Genomic DNA, 16,706 nt, shown 5'->3' on the forward strand with positions numbered 1-16,706 from the left:
CATACAGATGTATACCAACCCCATGCGCCAGACCCTGACCCAGATCTACGACGCCCGCATCGCGGCAGGCACCCTGCGGCCCGATCCGGCGCAGCATGCGGTGCTGCCGGAACTGGAATCGCTGCGCATCTGGCTCGAACAGAACGCCACCCGCCGCACCGGCCTGTTTGCGGGGCTCTTCGCCAAACCGCTGACACCGCCTCGCGGCCTCTACCTCTGGGGCGGGGTCGGGCGCGGCAAATCCATGCTGATGGACCTCTTCACCGACGCGACCGAGATCGCCCAGAAACGCCGCGTGCACTTCCACGCCTTCATGCAGGAAGTCCACCACGGCATCCACGCCGCGCGGCAAAGGGGCGTCGAAGACCCCATCGCACCGGTGGCCGAGGCAATCGTCAAAGGCACCCGCCTGCTCGCCTTCGATGAAATGCAGATCACCGACATCACCGACGCGATGATCGTGGGCCGCCTGTTTGAAAAACTGTTTGCCGCAGGGGTGGTCATCGTCACCACCTCCAACCGCGTGCCGGAAGACCTCTATCTCAACGGCCTCAACCGCGCGCTGTTCCTGCCCTTCATCGCCCTTCTGCGCGAAAAGATGATCGTGCATGAACTGGAAAGCCCGAATGACTACCGTCAGCACCGGCTTGCTGGCGCGCAGGTCTATTTCCACCCCGCCGGCAAGGCCCGCGCGCAGATCGATGCCATCTGGGCCGACCTCACCGGCGGCGGCATTGGCCAGCCGCTGAAATTGCCGGTCAACGGCCGCACGGTGGAACTGCCCCGCTTTGCCAACGGCATCGGCCGCGCCACGTTCTGGGAGCTTTGCGCCCGCCCCCTCGGCGCCGCCGATTTCCTCGCCATCGCCGACGCCGTCCGCGTCCTGATCGTCGAGGACATCCCCCAGCTTTCCGCCAGCAATTACAACGAGGCCAAGCGCTTCGTCCTGCTGATCGACGCGCTTTACGAGGCAAAGGTGCGCCTCATCTGCTCGGCGGCAGATGAACCCGAACGCCTCTACACCGAAGGCACCGGCAGCTTCGAATTCGAACGCACCGCCAGCAGGTTGCGGGAAATGCAGGGCGCAGGTTGGGGGCAAGGGTAATTCTGCCTTGCCACCTGCACGCGATCCGTCAAGGGTAGGACAACCCTTCGCGCGCATGGACCCTTCTGCATGAAACCACAAGACAACCGGGCGTGGCTTTTGCTGCTGCCAGCCTCGGCCCTGATGGCCTTTGTCGGACTCGTTCCTCTGGTCACGGTGCTGAATTTTTCCTTCCATGACATCTTCATGCTCGATTCCATGCACTGGGTCGGCGCGGAATGGTATGAAAGCATCATCACCTCGCCCGCCTTCCACGCCAGCCTTGCCCGCAGCCTTCTGTTCTCGGCGCTGGCCTTGGGCGTGCAACTGCCGCTCGGCATCGCGGTGGCGCTGATGCTGCTGCGCGCGGGGCGGCTTGGCCGGCTCATGCTCCTGCTGGTCGCGGTGCCGCTGGTGGTGCCGTGGAACATGATCCCCATCATGTGGCTGTCACTGGTCAACCCCGACACCGGACTGGCGGGGCAGGCGATGCGGGCCCTCGGCATCGCCTTCGATTACAAGTTCACCGCGTGGCACACTTGGGCGCTGCTTGTCGTGATGGACACATGGCACTGGCTGGGTCTGGTGGTGATCCTTGCCTATGCCGGCCTGTCGGGCATCCCCCCCGCCTATCATCAGGCCGCCGCGATCGACGGGGCCTCGCGCTGGCAGCGGTTCCGCTTCATCGAACTGCCCCGCATCATGGGGGCGCTGTTCATCGTCATCCTGCTGCGCTTCGTCGACAGCTTCATGATCTACACCGAGGCATTTGCCATCAACGCAGGCGGTCCGAACGGGGCCACCACCTTCCTTTCCCTCGCCTTGGGAGAGGAGATCAAGGGCTTCAGCTACGGCTCGGCCGCCGCCCATGCGATGGTGTATTTCCTCATCGTCGTCGCCGTGGTGCGCGTCTTTGTCACCGCGACGGACCAGCGCAAACGCAGCGCGGAAAGGGGCATGGCATGATCCGGCGCATCCCGACGGCTCTGGCGCTTGTCGCGCTGGCAGGCTTCATCCTGTTGCCGCTGGCGCAGACCATCCTGCTCAGCTTCACGGCCACCCTGCCGCATGACGGCGTGACAGAGGGCGAGATCAGCCTGATCAACTACCGCAACATCTTTGCCTCGCCCGCGCTGGTCGACTCGCTGCGCAATTCGCTGGTATATGTGCTGCTGAATGTAGCGCTCTGCCTGATCGCGGGCCTGCCCGCCGCCTATGCCTTCGCGCGCTACCGCTTTGTCGGCGACCGGCATTTCCTGTTCCTGATGCTGGCCTTCCGCGTCACGCCGCCCGTCGTGCTGTCGCTGCCCATCTTCATCCTCTTCGCCCAGTTCGGGCTGGTGAATTCCCCCGTCGGCATCGCGCTGGTGCATTGCCTGTTCAACCTGCCCATCGCGATCTGGATTCTGGAAAGCTTCATCGCCGCCGTCCCGCGCGAGTTTGACGAGACCGCCTTTCTCGATGGCCACAGCCTGCCCGGCTTTTTCCTGCGCCACCTGATCCCCGCCATCGCCCCCGGCATCGGGGTCGCCGCCTTCTTCTGCTTCGTGTTCTCATGGGTCGAGGTGGTCTTCGCCCGCATCCTCACCGTGACCGATGGCAAACCGATCACCATGGCGATCAACGCGCTCTTCACCTTCCAGACCGACTTCGGGCTGGTGATGGCGATGACCATCTTCTCCCTGCTGCCGGGCCTTGCGATGATCTGGTTCGTGCGCAACCACATCGCCCGCGGCTTCGTCATCAGGACCTGACCTCCGCCCATAGCCCCCGATTGCCGCCACCCGCCGCGCAGATGCAGCCGTCGGCGCTAAACAAAGGCAACGCACCGCCGTTCTAGAAAGCTGACATGCCGCATCGTCAGTTCTTCCAGAAAGGCGCGCGAGGAATGGCCCAAACGACAATAGACCTAAGCGGCGCGCAGCGTGCCGCAGATGCCGCGGCTCTCAGGGCCACGCTCGCCGATGCGCTTGCGGGCGGCGATGTGCAGATCACAACCGCCGGACTGGCCTCCATCGACAGCGCCATCGTGCAGGTTTTGCTCTCCGCCTTCTGCACCGCCCGGAAAACGGAACACATCTTGCAGATAGACACCCCAGAGGCGGGTGCGCTGGCAAACCTTCTGGACCGGCTGGCGCTGCGCACGGTTTTCGGGTCGCCACCGGCCTGACGAATACTGCCCGGTTTCAACGTGCAGGTAGCTTAGGAAAGAAACTTGAATGTCGAAGACAGTGCTTACGATCGATGACTCGCCCTCGATCCGCCGGATGATCGTCATGACCCTCGAAGAAGCAGGGTATAAGGTCATCGAAGCGGTCGATGGCCAGGACGGGCTGAACAAAGCGCTCGCCAATCCCGTCGATGCCGTCATCACCGACCAGAACATGCCCAACCTCGACGGTCTGGGCTTCATCCGCGCCCTGCGCCAGCACCCCAGCGGCAAGGGCGTTCCCATCGTGGTCTTGTCCACCGATTCCGAAGATACGCTCAAGACGCAGGCCCGTGAGGCCGGAGCCTTGGGCTGGATGGTCAAGCCCTTCACCCAAGACAAACTTCTGGCCGTCATCAGGAAAGTGCTGGGCTGATATGTCCGACGAAATGTCCGCCATCTTTCGCGAGGAATTGCGTGACCTGCTGGAAAGCCTTGAAAAGGGCCTTCTGGACCTCAAGTCACGGCCCACCGATATGGGTCTGGTCAATCAGGTCTTTCGGGACCTGCACACCGTCAAGGGCAGCGGGGCCATGTTCGGCTTTACCGATCTGGCCGCCTTCATCCACGAATTTGAAACCGTGTTTGACCGCATCCGCGCCGGTGTGCTGCCCGTCGGGCCGGAAATCCTGCGTCTCGCTCTGGCGGCCAAGGACGAAATTCCGGGTCTGGTCGATAACGAACCGGACCCGGACGGGCGGCGCGATGGCATCCTTGCCGCACTGGTCGGCCTGATGAACCCCGGCCAGCCTCCCGCCGCCTCCGCCGAAGCCGGCGCACAGGCCAACGGCCAAGGCCCTGCGCCCGATCTGCCTGCCGCGCCCTCCGGCCCCTCGCACCTGCGCTTTCGCCTCTCGTCAGGTGCCTTTGCGATGGGGGCGCGCCCCGAAATCCTGCTCGATGAATTGCGCGGCCTTGGCGCGACAGAGATCACCGCCGATCTGACAGAGCTTCCCTCGCTGGATCGTCTCGATGTCGAAGATTGCTGGCTCGGCTGGTCCATGTCGCTGCCTGCCGAGATTTCGGCCCAGCAGCTTGAAGAAGTGTTCATGTTCGTCGATGCCGACTGGTCGCTGGTTCCCGCCGAACCCGCAGCGCCCGCCCCGTCTGGCGACGCCGTGGCAGAGACCGCCGTCACCCTGCACGCACCCCCTGCGGCAGACACCGCCCCGCCCCCCGCCGCCGCAGCGCCCCCCGGCGCCCCCGCGCGCGAAAAGCCCGCCGATGCTGCCGGTGCGACGGTGCGTGTTCCTGCCGAGCGGCTGGATGCGCTGATGGACGCCGTGGGCGAACTGGTGATCCTCGAAGCACGGCTGACCGAACTGGCGCGGGAAAACCGCGATCCGGCGCTCATCACCACCGCCGAACAGATTACCCGTCTGGCCGCAGGCCTGCGCGACGCCACCATGACCATGCGCATGGTGCCGATCCGTTCGCTCGTCGCGCGCTTCCGGCGGCTGGTGCTCGACCTGTCCGACAAACTGGGCAAACCGGTCGAGTTTTCGGTGATCGGCGAAGATACCAAGCTCGACAAGACCGTGATCGAAAAGCTGGCCGATCCGCTGGTGCATATCCTGCGCAATGCCATCGACCACGGTATGGAAACGCAAGAGCAACGCGCGGAAACCGCCAAGGCGCATGTCGGCCTGATCGAGCTTTCCGCCGAACACGCCGGGGCCGAGGTGCTGATCCGCGTGCGTGACGACGGGCGCGGCATGGACCCGGCACGCATCCGGGCCAAGGCCGTGGCGCAGGGCCTGATTTCCGCCGATACCATCCTGACGGAATCGCAGATTTTCGCGCTGGTGTTCGAACCGGGCTTCTCGACCGCCGAAAAGGTCACCGAGCTTTCGGGGCGCGGCGTGGGCATGGATGTGGTGCGCCGCACCATCGAAAGCCTGCGCGGCAGTCTCGAGATCGAATCGAAGATGGGCCACGGCACCACCGTCACCCTGCGCCTGCCGCTGACACTGGCCATCATCGAGGGCCTGCTGATCGAAGTCGCGGGCGAGCGCTACACCCTGCCGATGGCCAGCGTGCAGGAAATCGTCGAGCTGCCCGCCGACAAGGCACAGCCGAAAAAGTCGGGTGATTTTCTCGATATCCGCGGGCGCTTCGTGCCGTTCCTTCGGATGCGCGCCATGTTCGACTGTGCCGGACAGCCCGGACCCGAACAGAACGTGGTGATCGTGATGTCGGGTGAAAACCGTGTCGGCCTCGTGGTGGACCGGATCGTCGGGACCAACCAGACGGTCATCAAGCAGATGTCGAAACTGCACGCCGGTGTGCGGGCGGTTTCGGGGGCCACGATCCTTGGCGACGGCTCGGTGGCGCTCATCCTCGATGTGGCCCATCTCGTCGGCATGGGCCGCAGCCAGCAAGAGCCGCAAGGCCGGGAGGTGGCGGCATGAGACTGCAAGACATCAAACGCGACAGGACCGTCACCGTGGTGACAATGGCACTGGGGGCGCAGACCCTCGCGATCCCTGCGCCTCTCCTGCGCGAAATCCTTGATCCGCTGCCGGTCACGCGGGTGCCGGGCGCCGGCCCGCATGTGCCGGGTGTGGTGAACGTGCGCGGCTCGGTCGTGCCTCTGGCCGACCTCAAGCATGTGCTGTCGATCACCAACGAGGGCCATGACGAGCGTCGCCGCATCCTCGTGCTGGAAATCACCCTCGGCGGCGAAGCGGCAGTCGTCGCCATCTCTGCCGATGCGGTCCACGAGGTCACCACGGTCGAGACGCATCTGATCGAGCCTGTCCCGACCACCGCGCAGGCCTGGCCACCCGATTATCTGACTGGTCTTTACCGGGGCGCCAGCGGCTTCGTGCTGCTGCCCAACCTCGAGATGATCTTCGCAAACCTTGCCAACCAGCTCTGAAGGAGCTTGCCATGAGACTGACAATCAAAGCGAAACTGATCGGCACGCTGACCCTTGTCTTCGTGCTTTGGGGCTTTTCAACCTTCCTGGCCGTGACAAAGCTGGGCGTTGCGAATGAAAACTACAACAACGCGCTGGAGGTGGACGTCGCCCAACTGCTCGAGATCGAGGACATCGTCACGGCGAAGCTGAGTGTCCGTCTGGCGGTTGGACGAGTTCTGATCGGCCTGCCGAACGCCCCGGCCGATCACATTCCCAATCTGCGCAAGGAAATCGAAACCCAGGCCGCGAACGTCGACCGGCTTATCGCAGAGTTGCGTGCAACCGCGTCATCCGACGAGATGACGCGCGCCATCGATACGTTCGAGCAAATCCACAAAGACGCCTACAACCTGAACGGCCGAATTGTGCAGGCCGAACTGGCAGGCCAAGGCGATCTTGCAAACACGCTCTATCACATTGACGGCCAGCGCAGCGCCGAGGCCATCACGACATCCCTGGGCGAAATGCGCCGCATCGTGACGGAACGCGCCCGCGCCAACGAGAACGCGACCGCCGCGCAATATGCAACCTCGCGTCAGGAAATGATCCTGCTCTTCTCGGTCTCGGCGGTCATCGCGCTCATCTCGGTCACCCTGATCCTGATCGGCATCTCGCGCGGGCTCAAGCAGGCCGTAGCGCTGGCGCAACTGGTTGCCGAGGGCGATCTGCGCAAATCGCCCACGCTCAAGGGCAATGACGAAGTCACCGATCTTCTGCGCGCCCAAAACGACATGATCACCAAGCTGCGCGAAGTCGTCGGCGCGGTGAACAGCGCCGCGCGCAACGTGGCCTCTGGCTCGACCCAGATGGCGGCCACATCGGAAGAACTGACGCAGGGCGCCACCCAGCAGGCCGCCTCGACCGAGGAATCTTCGGCAGCCGTCGAACAGATGGCCGCAAACATCAAGCAAAGCTCGGACAACGCCTCGCTGACCGAAACCATCGCGACCAAATCCGCGCAAGACGCCCGCCAGAGCGGCAAGGCCGTGGCCGATGCCGTGCAGGCCATGCAGACCATCGCCGACCGCATCATGATCGTGCAGGAAATCGCACGCCAGACCGACCTTCTGGCGCTCAACGCCGCGGTCGAAGCGGCCCGCGCGGGCGAACATGGCCGCGGCTTTGCCGTGGTGGCCGCCGAAGTGCGCAAACTGGCCGAACGCAGCCAGACCGCAGCGGCTGAAATCTCCTCGCTCTCGGCCTCGACCGTGCGCACGGCGGCAAGCGCGGGCGAAATGCTGCTGGGCCTTGTCCCCGATATCGAGAAGACCTCGGCGCTGGTGACCGAAATCACCGTCGCCTCGCGCGAACTCGCCACCGGCTCGGCACAGATCAGCGTGTCGATCCAGCAGCTTGACAAGGTCACGCAGGAAAACACCTCTGCCGCCGAACAGCTGTCGTCCAGCGCCTCCGAACTGGCCAGCCAGGCCGATGCGCTTGCCGAAGCCATTGGCTTCTTCCGCACCGACGAAGGCATGTCGCAAAAACCGGCAACCCAGCGCAAGGTGTCCCTCGCCTCGCGCGGGGCAGCAAAAGCCAAGGCCCGCCCCGTGGCGGTCGATGGCGGCTTCGACTTCGATCTTGGCGACGCAGCGGACGATCTCGACGCCCGCTTCAGCAGCCGCAGCGCGGCCTGAGGGTGTCCGCCATGAGCGAAAGCGTGGATGTGGTCACCTTCATCGCAGACATGTCGCTGTATGCGGTTCCGGTCAGCCGGGTGCAGGAAATCCTTGACCTGCGTCCGGTGGCGGCGATGCCCAACGCACCCGCCCACCTGATCGGCATCATCGACCTGCGCGGCGCGAACATTCCGGTGGTCGATCTGCGCTGCCTGCTCGGCAGACCCAAAGGCGAGGATACGGCACAAAGCCGCATCCTCGTGGTCTGGGTGTCCTATGGCACGGGCCGCGTGATCCTCGGGATCAAGACCGACCGCGTGATCGAGGTCACCGCGCTGGATGATCCGCAGTTGCGCCCGCTGGAAGAGGCGGAGCTGCTGCGCTGGTCCGGCAGCGCCATCGCCGGAATCGGGCGGCGCAAGGGCGAGGTGGTCAGCGTGCTTGACCTCGACCGCCTCTTTGACCGCATCGAACTGGCAAAGGCCCCCGCCATCGCCGAAGACGCCGAGGCGGTGGCCTGACATGATCGAAGCCGCATCTCCGAAGACCCCGCATCGTGACCGCTTCCGCGAACTGATACGGTCACTCACGGGGATCAGCCTTCCTCCCAGCAAGGTCCAGATGATCGACCAGCGCTTGCGCCGGCGCGTCGTGGCCTTTGGCCTCACCGATACCGAAAGCTATCTTGAACAGTTGCTGGGCGGCAGCCTGCCCGACAACGAACTGCGCACCGTGATCGACCTGATCACCACCAACACCACCAGTTTTTTCCGCGAACCCAATCATTTCGACTTTCTGGTCGAAACCATCGCGCCAAAGGTCGCCGCGCGGGGCCGCCCGGGGCGACCGGCGCGGCTCAAACTGTGGTCGGCCGCCTCGTCCGAAGGGGCCGAGGCCTATACCGCCGCCATGATGCTGGAAGAGGCACGGCGGGGGGGCCACGATTTCGACTTTGCCATCCTCGGCACCGACCTCAGCGAGCGCATGGTCGAACGCGCCAATGCGGCCGTCTATGGCACCGACCAGCTTACCACCGTGCCGCCGGAACTGCTGCGCCGGTATTTCTTGTCCTCGCGTGATCCCGGCCTTGCGGGCAAGGCCCGCGTGGTGCCGGACCTGCGGCGGCGGGTCAAGTTCCGCAACCTCAACCTGATGGACACCAGATATCCGGTCGACCGTGACGTCGACGTGATCTTCCTGCGCAACATCCTGATCTATTTCGACCCCGCCACCAAGGAACAGGTCGTCGATCGCCTGGCAGGGCATCTGCGACCCGGCGGGTATCTGATCGTGGGCCATGCCGAAAGCATGGTCGTGCGGTGCAGCGCCTTGCGGCAGGTCAAGCCGACGATTTTTCAGAAGAACTGACTCATGGCTGTCTTTGTATCCGAACCTGTCAAAGTGCTGATCGTGGACGATTCCGCCTCCGCCCGCGCCATGCTCCGGTGCATTGTCGAAAGCGATCCGGCGCTCGTGGTCATCGGGGCGGCTGCGGATGCGTTTTCCGCCGTAAAGTTGATGAAACTGGAACTTCCCGATGTGATCTTGCTCGATCTGGAATTGCCCGGAATGGATGGCACGACCTTTCTGAAGCGGATCATGGCCCAGCGCCCGATTCCGGTCGTGGTCTGTTCGGGCATGGGCGCGGGCGGCTCCGAACAGACCCTCGCCGCGCTCGAGGCGGGCGCGGTCGATGTGATCCTCAAGCCGAACGCGCGTGACGAACGCGCAAGGGCCGAAGCGCAGGTCAGAATCTGCGACGCCCTTCGCGCGGCCAGCCAGTCGCGCGGGGCGCGGCATGTCAGTGCCAGCGCGGTGCGTGCCCCCGGCACCAAGCTTTCGCCGGACGAGGTGCTGCCGCCGCCGAACCCCTCGCGCCCCGTTCCGGTGACCGAGCCCATCGTCGTCATCGGTGCCTCGACCGGCGGCACCGAGGCGCTGCGGCAGATCCTCGTGGCCCTGCCGCCCGATGCCCCCGCCATCGCCATCGTCCAGCACATGCCCCCCGGCTTTACCGCAGCCTTCGCGCGCCGGATGGACGGGCTGTGCCAGATCCGCGTGACCGAGGCGGTCGATGGCGTGATGATGCGCAAGGGCGAGGCGGTGATCGCACCGGGCGACTACCACATGATCCTGCGGCGCCTGTCCTCCGGCTACCGCGTCAGCATCACCGACGGCCCGCAGGTCAGCCGCCACCGCCCCTCGGTCGATGTGCTGTTCCGCTCCGCCGCGACAGCCGCAGGCCGCAACGCCCTTGGCATCATCCTCACCGGCATGGGCGATGATGGCGCGCTCTGTCTGGGCGAGATGAAGGCAAGCGGCGCGCTGACCGTGGCGCAGGACGAGGCCAGCTCGGTCGTCTACGGCATGCCCCGCGAAGCCGTCCGCATCGGCAGCGCCCTCCAGTCCCTGTCGCTCGACCGGATGGCCGCGGCAATCATGGGCTTTGCCCGCCGTCACAATTCAGGAGTGCAGGCATGACATACGCACCGCCCGTCCGCACCAGACTCGCGTCATGGATCCCGTCCGAAACCCTGACCCACGCGCTCGGCCTGACCGAGACCTGCTTTCTGGAAGCGGGCGACAGTCTGGCCCATGCGGTCAACGCCCTGCACGAAACCCAATCGCTCTTTGCGCGGCTGGAGCAGACCCTCGGCGATGAAACCGGCGCCCATCTCGCCCAGCTCATCGCCAAGAGCTTTGCCAATGTCGACGGCCTGCGCGCCGATTTTGACCGCTTCCTGCACCAGAGCCTCACGCTGCGGCTGGCGGTGCGCAATGTGCGCGCCGAGGTGAACGAGCTTGACCGCGTGGTGCGCACCATCTCCAGCGTCTCGGTCAACGCGCGCATCCTCGGCAATGCCCTGACCCCGCCCAGCCAGCAGGTGAACTCTTTCGTCGAGCGGCTGGCCCAGATGTCCTCCGAGGCGGAAACCATCCTGCGCGAGGTGAAAGGCGCGATGGCCGGCATCGGGCAAGACACCGATATGATGGACGAAACCCTGCAAGAGCTGTCGCAGCACCTGCGCCAGCAGGTCCTGCCCGCCATCGCCCGCTTTGCCACCGTCGCCCAGAAGGTGCAGGACGGCCGCACGGAAATGTCGGAAGTCAGCGCCCGGCTGGCCGCGCAGATGAAGACGATCTTCAACGAGGTTTCGCAACTCATCATCGCGCTGCAGACCGGCGACTCCACCCGCCAGCGGCTGGAACGGGTGAAGGACGTGTTGGGCAATGTGCCTGCCTCGGGGCCTTCCGGTCCGGGCGCCGGCCTTGCCGGGGTGCTCATCCGTCTGGCACGCGCGCTCACCCACTCCGCACGGCAGGACGCGCTGGCCGAGGTCGATCTGTCCATCACCGCGCTCGATGTCGTCCGGCGCAACGCCGATCACGCCATGCAATCGGCGCGGCAGTTCTATTTCTCGCGCGCCGGACGGCGCAGCGACGGAGCAGCGGCTGCGGAAAGCTCGGACGGGCTGGATGACGGGCTCGAACGGGTGCGCCGCCATCTCCTCGCCATGCACAGCCGCGCCGAAGCACTGGGCGGGCGTCTCGATGTCATCATGAAACACGAAGTGCGCATCCGCCAGATCGCCCAGCATATCCGCCTCTCGGGCCTCAATGCGGTGCTGGTCTGCGCCAAACTGGGCGAAGAAGGCCGCTCGCTGCGCGAATTGGCGCAATGGCTGCGCGCGCTGACCGATGAAAGCGATGCCATCGTGCTGCGGCTTCAGGGCCATCTGGCCGAAACCCGCACCCGGACCGACGAGGCCGCGCGCGGCGGCGTGCAGCGGCTCGAAGGCGCGCTGTCGGGCTTTGTCGGCGATGCGGAAAAGCTCAACACGGCGATGACGCTTATCAAGGATACGGTCACCGAAACCGCGCATGGCTTTGACAAGGTCGGCAAGATCCTTCCCGTGTATCTGGGCGTGGCGGGCGAACGGCTGACCAGATTCCGCGCCTCGCTCGATGGTCTTGCCGAATTCACCTCGCGGCTCGACCTTCTCGGCGCGGTGACGGCAGGGCCTTCGACGCCCTTTGCCGAAGGCTCCGAAGAACTGGCAACCCTGTCGCGCCTGCGCTCGCGCTATACCGCGCAACAAGACCGCATGACGCATGATTCCGTGGTCGCGGCCTTCCTTTCGGATGATGGCAGCGCGCAGGCAGACAGGCCCGTCGCGGCCCCCGCCCCGCGTGCCGCCGCCGCCGAAGAGGCGCTTGACGACATCCTGTTCTGACTGCGCCGCCCCAAAGCAGACGCCGCGCAGACGCAGCGCCGCCCCTGACAGGGGGCGCGCTCAATGCGCCGCGATCTTGTCCAGCGCATCCGGCGAGTCATGGATCGCAAGCCGGTCCACGATGGTTCCAGAGGCCGCATTCATGCCGATGATCTCGACCATCGCCCCGCCGCGCCGGAACTTCAGCACCGCCATGTCCAGCGCCTGCACCGAACTGATATCCCAGATATGCGCGCGGCTGACATCGATCACCACGCGGTCCAGCGTCTCGCGGAAATCGAACGCATTCACGAAATCCTCGACCGAGCCATAGAAAAGCTGGCCTTCCACCACATAGCGGCGCGCCCGCCCGTCCGGCGAAAGCGTGGAACTCACACGGAACAGTCGCGCGATCTTGCCCGCAAAAAAGATGCCCGAAAGCAGCACCCCCACCAGCACCCCGATGGCAAGGTTATGCGTCCAGACCACCGTCACCACCGTCGCAAGCATCACGATCGAGGACGAGCGCGGATGAAAGGTCAGGTTCCGTATCGACGACCATGAAAAGGTGCCGATGCTGACCATGATCATGATCGCCACCAAGGCGGGCATCGGAATCTGCGCCACCCAGTCGCCCAGAAAGACCACCAGCACCAGCAGCACCGCCCCTGCCGTAAAGGCCGAAAGCCGCCCCCGCCCGCCGGATTTCACGTTGATCATGCTCTGCCCGATCATCGCACAGCCCGCCATGCCGCCGATGAACCCCGTCGCGGTGTTCGCGATGCCTTGGCCGATACATTCCTGATCGCGGCTCGATTTCGTATCGGTCAGATCGTCCACAAGGCTCTGCGTCATCAGGCTTTCCAGCAAGCCCACCACCGCAATCGCCAGCGAATAGGGCAGGATAATCCAGAGCGTCTCCAGCGTCAGCGGCACATCGGGGATCAGGAACACAGGCAGCGTATCGGGCAGCGCCCCCATGTCGCCCACGGTCCGCACCTCCCATCCGAAAAACATGGTCAGCGCGGTCAGAACGATGATGGTGACCAAGGGCGATGGCACCGCCTTGGTAACTCGCGGAAACAGGTAGATGATGGCAAGGCTCGCCGCCACCAGCACATAGGTCAGCCCGTTCACCGCCCTCGGGTCCAGTTCCGGCAGTTGCGCCATGAAGATCAGGATGGCCAGCGCGTTGACAAATCCGGTCATCACCGATTTCGACACATAGCGCATCACAAAGCCCAGTCGCAGAAGGCCCATGGCAATCTGGATCAAACCGGTCAGCACGGTGGCCGCCAGCAGGTATTGCAGCCCGTGGTCGCGCACCAATGTCACCATCAGAACGGCGGTCGCGGCGGTTGCCGCCGAGATCATCCCCGGCCGGCCGCCGACAAAGGCGATCAGCACCGCGATGGAAAAGCTGGCATAAAGCCCCACCTTGGGGTCAACGCCCGCAATGATGGAAAAGGCAATCGCCTCGGGGATCAGCGCAAGCGCAACGACAAGTCCGGCCAGAAGATCGGCGCGGATATTGCCGAACCACTGCGCGCGGTAGGCTTCAAATGAAATCATGCAAAGGTTTCCTGAACGATCCGGGCCAGACGGGCCGCGCATCGATGTTTGATCTGGGTGCCAGTTCAGGTTGTCCGGCGGATCGGCGGCCGGAAGAGCCACCCGGGGATCGCACCCGGGTCCATGTTCGCTGCGCCATCCGTTACACGGCCCTGCCGGAAAAGCCAAGGCGCAGGCTGCCTGCCACCCGAAAGCCCCGCGCGCCAGTGGCCCCGGCGTCATCGGAGGCTGGCAAAGTGCTCAGGTCAGTGCGCGGGTCCACACCGCCCGCGCCCGCGGCGAACCCTTAACAAAGCGTGAAGCCCACGGGGTTAAGTCATTGAAAGTATTATATTTTGCCAATCATCCCCCCGTGTTACATCATCCCCAGACCTGCCACAAAAGCCGGGCCGCCATCAGGGTCGACGTCACGACCAGCAAGGGCTTGATCAGCCCCGCCCCCACCCGCATCGCCAGCCGCGCCCCGAGGGCCGCCCCCGCCGTCTGCCCCGCCGCCATCCCCAGCCCCACCGCCCACCACGTCGCCCCCGAAAAGACGAAGACCAGCAGCGAGCCGAAGTTGGAGGCGAAGTTCAGAAGCTTGGTATGGGCCGTCGCCTTCAGCACCCCATACCCCGCCAGCAGGATGAAGCCGAGCATGAAGAAACTCCCCGTCCCCGGCCCGAAAAACCCGTCATAGGCCGCGATCAGCGGGACGGCGGTAAAAGTGAACATCCCCGGCCCCATTCGCTGCACCCTGTCCAGATCGGTCAGCCCCGGCTTGAAGGCAAAGAAGAGCGCCACCGCCACCAGCACGACCGGCATGATCACCCGCAAGACCTCGGCCGGGATCAGATGCGCCACCAGAGCGCCCCCCGCCCCCGCCAGCAGGCTGACCAGCGCCATCCCCGCCTGATCCTTCAGCCGCACATGCCCCGCGCGGGCATAGCTGATCATCGCGGTCCCCGACCCGAAGCAGCCCTGCAGCTTGTTGGTCGCCAGTGCCTCCACCGGATTGGCCCCGGCCAGCAGCAGCGCCGGCACCGTGATCAACCCGCCGCCCCCCGCGATAGCATCGACAAACCCCGCGAGGAAGGCGGCGAGGATCAGCAGGGCCACAAGATCGGCGGTCACTTCAAACATTTCGGCCCCACAAGCATTGCGGGGCCGTTCTGATCTGACTGCAAAGCGAAGTAAAGGGCGCTACAGCGCCACCCAATGCACCCCCGCCGCCGGAATGGTCACGCCCGCCCATTCCACCGCGACGGGGTTGTAGTTGAACCAGAACCGGTGCGTGTCGCTGTCACGCCGCCGCAATCCTTCGGGCAGCATTTCCACCTGCAAACCGGCACGCCCGCAGGCGGCGGTCAGGATACGGTCCAGCGCCGTCTCATCCGGCCAGCCCGCCAGATAGTGCAGCCCCCCTGCCCCGATCAGCGCGGCAAAACCATCTTCCGCCCGCTCCAGCACGTCGCCCGAGGTCTCGACCTTCTCGCGCCAGTGCAGCAGATTGCCGCCGCCCACCAAAGGCACCGGGACGTCCGGCGGCAGGCTTTCGACCCGCATCACCGTGGCGTCCAGCCCCGGCAGGTTGGGCGGCAGCGGCACCGGCGTCGCAAATTCCACCGTCTTGGCGTTGCTGCGCGGGCCGATGATGCTCTGCCCCCGATGCGCGGCCAAGGCAGCCAAGAGCGGCTCCGACAGCGTTGCCACCCCCGGCGCAAGCACCAGCGGATAGGCGGACAGGTCGGCGGTATCGGGCGGCAGGATATCCACGTTCAGCCCAAGACGGCGCAGCCCCTTGTAGATGTGGAACACCAGCCGGAAGTAATCGAAATCGCGCCCCTGCGGCTGGGTTTGCCATGCCCATGCCGAGGCATAGTCGAACACCAGACCGACATCGGCCTTGGCAGTGCCTTGATCTGGCAGGCCCGCCAGTTCCTGCACCACCGTCATCGCCTCATCATGGGCCGGTGCCGGCACCGAGTCGGGGCGCAGCAGACCCGCATGCATCTGCTCTTGCGCGAAAGGGGCCTGCCGCCAGCGGAAGTAGCACACCGCCTCGGCCCCGTGCGCAAAGGCCTCCCACGCCCAGAGCCGCGCCATGCCGGGCAGCGGGTCGGGGTTATAGGGCGCCCAGTTCACCGGGCCGGGTTGCTGTTCCATGATCCACCAGCGACCCCGACCGACGGCGCGGTAAAGGTCGTGGTGAAAGGCCTGCAGATCCGGATCACCCTGCCGCAGGAAACGGCGCTTATGCTCGGGCGAGGCTTCGAGGCGATCAGAGAGGAAGCCCAGCGGGTAGCTGTCCCACGACGCGATATCAAGGTCCGCACCCACATCGAAATGGTCAAAATCGGTGATGCGGCCCATGTAGTTATGCGCGATCGGCGCGTCGGAAAACCGCCGGATGATCTCTGTCTGCAGGCGGTTGAAGCTCACGACCTCGTCGCTGGCAAAGCGGCGGAAGGCCATCACATGGGCGGGGTTCGCCTCTGTCACCGTCAGGTTCGGCAGGCCGATATCATCGAAACGGTCATAGTCCATCGACCAGAACACATTCCCCCAAGCGCGGTTCAGCGCGTCGGTGGACTGATAGCGCTGCGCACACCAGTCGCGGAACGCGGCAAGCGCGGCGGGCGAATAGGACAGCACCGTATCGTGGCAGGCGTATTCGTTGTCGGTCTGCCACGCGGCCACATGGGGGTTGCGGCCATAGCGCTCGGCCATCGCCTGCACGATCCGCGCACAGTCCCCCCGATAGCCGCGATGCGAGAAATCGTAATGGCGGCGCGAGCCGAAGCCGCGCGGGCGGCCTTGGGCATCCACCGCCAGCATGTCGGGGTGGCGGTCCAGCATCCAGCGCGGCGGGGTGGCCGTGGGGGTGCCAAGCACCACCTTGAGCCCGTGCCGACCCAGAGTCTCGATCGCGCGGTCCAGCCAATCCCAGTCATAGCGGCCCGGCACCGGCTCCATCCGCGCCCAGGCAAACTCTCCGATACGCACCCATGTCAGGCCGAGCGCTGCCATGCGGGCGGCGTCCTCCTCCCACTGTGCCTCGGGCCAATGTTCAGGGTAATAGCAGACGCCAAGGGTGCGCTTCATG

15 protein-coding genes and 1 other annotated feature are annotated in these 16,706 nt (G+C 65.1%); of the genes, 12 read left to right on the top strand and 3 right to left on the bottom strand.

Translation table 11 applies throughout. From position 1 onward, the window contains the following. Positions 1 to 22: 22 nt before the first annotated feature. From zapE to G3572_RS08080, 12 genes are all read left to right on the top strand, one after another. Positions 23 to 1,105: a cell division protein ZapE gene (gene zapE, locus G3572_RS08025; RefSeq protein WP_164611298.1), complete on the top strand. Its 1,083-nt coding sequence runs from the start codon at positions 23 to 25 to the stop codon at positions 1,103 to 1,105. Positions 1,106 to 1,174: 69 nt separating this feature from the next. Then, positions 1,175 to 2,050, top strand: coding sequence for a carbohydrate ABC transporter permease (locus G3572_RS08030; RefSeq protein ID WP_164610576.1), 876 nt, complete (start codon positions 1,175 to 1,177; stop codon positions 2,048 to 2,050). Continuing rightward, complete coding sequence (locus G3572_RS08035) at positions 2,047 to 2,838, top strand: carbohydrate ABC transporter permease (RefSeq protein ID WP_164610578.1); 792 nt, start codon at positions 2,047 to 2,049, stop codon at positions 2,836 to 2,838. The genes G3572_RS08030 and G3572_RS08035 overlap by 4 nt, the downstream gene beginning before the upstream one ends. 134 nt (positions 2,839 to 2,972) lie before the next feature. After that, a complete protein-coding gene (locus tag G3572_RS08040) occupies positions 2,973 to 3,254 on the top strand; it encodes an STAS domain-containing protein (protein ID WP_164610580.1) in 282 nt (93 codons plus the stop codon). A 49-nt stretch (positions 3,255 to 3,303) separates the two neighbouring features. Then, positions 3,304 to 3,669 (top strand): response regulator, encoded by a 366-nt coding sequence (locus G3572_RS08045; RefSeq protein WP_164610583.1) that lies wholly within the window; start codon positions 3,304 to 3,306, stop codon positions 3,667 to 3,669. Position 3,670: 1 nt separating this feature from the next. After that, positions 3,671 to 5,704: a chemotaxis protein CheA gene (locus G3572_RS08050; RefSeq protein ID WP_164610585.1), complete on the top strand. Its 2,034-nt coding sequence runs from the start codon at positions 3,671 to 3,673 to the stop codon at positions 5,702 to 5,704. Continuing rightward, on the top strand, positions 5,701 to 6,174 hold the full coding sequence (locus G3572_RS08055) for a chemotaxis protein CheW (RefSeq protein ID WP_164610587.1): 474 nt from the start codon (positions 5,701 to 5,703) through the stop codon (positions 6,172 to 6,174). The genes G3572_RS08050 and G3572_RS08055 overlap by 4 nt, the downstream gene beginning before the upstream one ends. A gap of 11 nt (positions 6,175 to 6,185) precedes the next feature. Next, on the top strand, positions 6,186 to 7,853 hold the full coding sequence (locus tag G3572_RS08060; RefSeq protein ID WP_164610589.1) for a methyl-accepting chemotaxis protein: 1,668 nt from the start codon (positions 6,186 to 6,188) through the stop codon (positions 7,851 to 7,853). Positions 7,854 to 7,864: 11 nt separating this feature from the next. Further along, positions 7,865 to 8,356, top strand: a complete 492-nt coding sequence (locus G3572_RS08065) for a chemotaxis protein CheW (RefSeq protein WP_164610591.1) — start codon at positions 7,865 to 7,867, stop codon at positions 8,354 to 8,356. A gap of 1 nt (position 8,357) precedes the next feature. Then, positions 8,358 to 9,203, top strand: a complete 846-nt coding sequence (locus tag G3572_RS08070) for a CheR family methyltransferase (protein ID WP_164610593.1) — start codon at positions 8,358 to 8,360, stop codon at positions 9,201 to 9,203. Between the two features lie 3 nt (positions 9,204 to 9,206). After that, complete coding sequence (locus G3572_RS08075) at positions 9,207 to 10,316, top strand: protein-glutamate methylesterase/protein-glutamine glutaminase (RefSeq protein WP_164610595.1); 1,110 nt, start codon at positions 9,207 to 9,209, stop codon at positions 10,314 to 10,316. Next, the gene (locus tag G3572_RS08080) at positions 10,313 to 12,070 is read left to right on the top strand and encodes a methyl-accepting chemotaxis protein (protein ID WP_164610596.1); all 1,758 of its coding nucleotides are present in this window, start codon (positions 10,313 to 10,315) and stop codon (positions 12,068 to 12,070) included. Before G3572_RS08075 ends, G3572_RS08080 begins: the two co-directional genes overlap by 4 nt. Positions 12,071 to 12,130: 60 nt before the next feature. Here G3572_RS08080 and G3572_RS08085 read toward each other — a convergent pair whose 3' ends face one another. The 3 genes from G3572_RS08085 to G3572_RS08095 form a co-directional block, all read right to left on the bottom strand. Next, positions 12,131 to 13,621, bottom strand: a complete 1,491-nt coding sequence (locus tag G3572_RS08085; RefSeq protein WP_164610598.1) for a SulP family inorganic anion transporter — start codon at positions 13,619 to 13,621, stop codon at positions 12,131 to 12,133. A gap of 68 nt (positions 13,622 to 13,689) precedes the next feature. Continuing rightward, positions 13,690 to 13,747 (bottom strand) — a sequence feature (sul1 is cis-regulatory element that is thought to sense ions involved in sulfur or methionine metabolism; They are found in Alphaproteobacteria). A gap of 234 nt (positions 13,748 to 13,981) precedes the next feature. After that, complete coding sequence (locus G3572_RS08090; RefSeq protein WP_164610600.1) at positions 13,982 to 14,743, bottom strand: TSUP family transporter; 762 nt, start codon at positions 14,741 to 14,743, stop codon at positions 13,982 to 13,984. A 60-nt stretch (positions 14,744 to 14,803) separates the two neighbouring features. Then, positions 14,804 to 16,705, bottom strand: a complete 1,902-nt coding sequence (locus tag G3572_RS08095; protein ID WP_164610602.1) for a beta-galactosidase — start codon at positions 16,703 to 16,705, stop codon at positions 14,804 to 14,806. Position 16,706: the final 1 nt, after the last annotated feature.

The sequence above is a fragment of the Pseudotabrizicola algicola genome, assembly GCF_010915705.1.
Taxonomy (GTDB): Bacteria; Pseudomonadota; Alphaproteobacteria; order Rhodobacterales; family Rhodobacteraceae; genus Pseudotabrizicola; species Pseudotabrizicola algicola.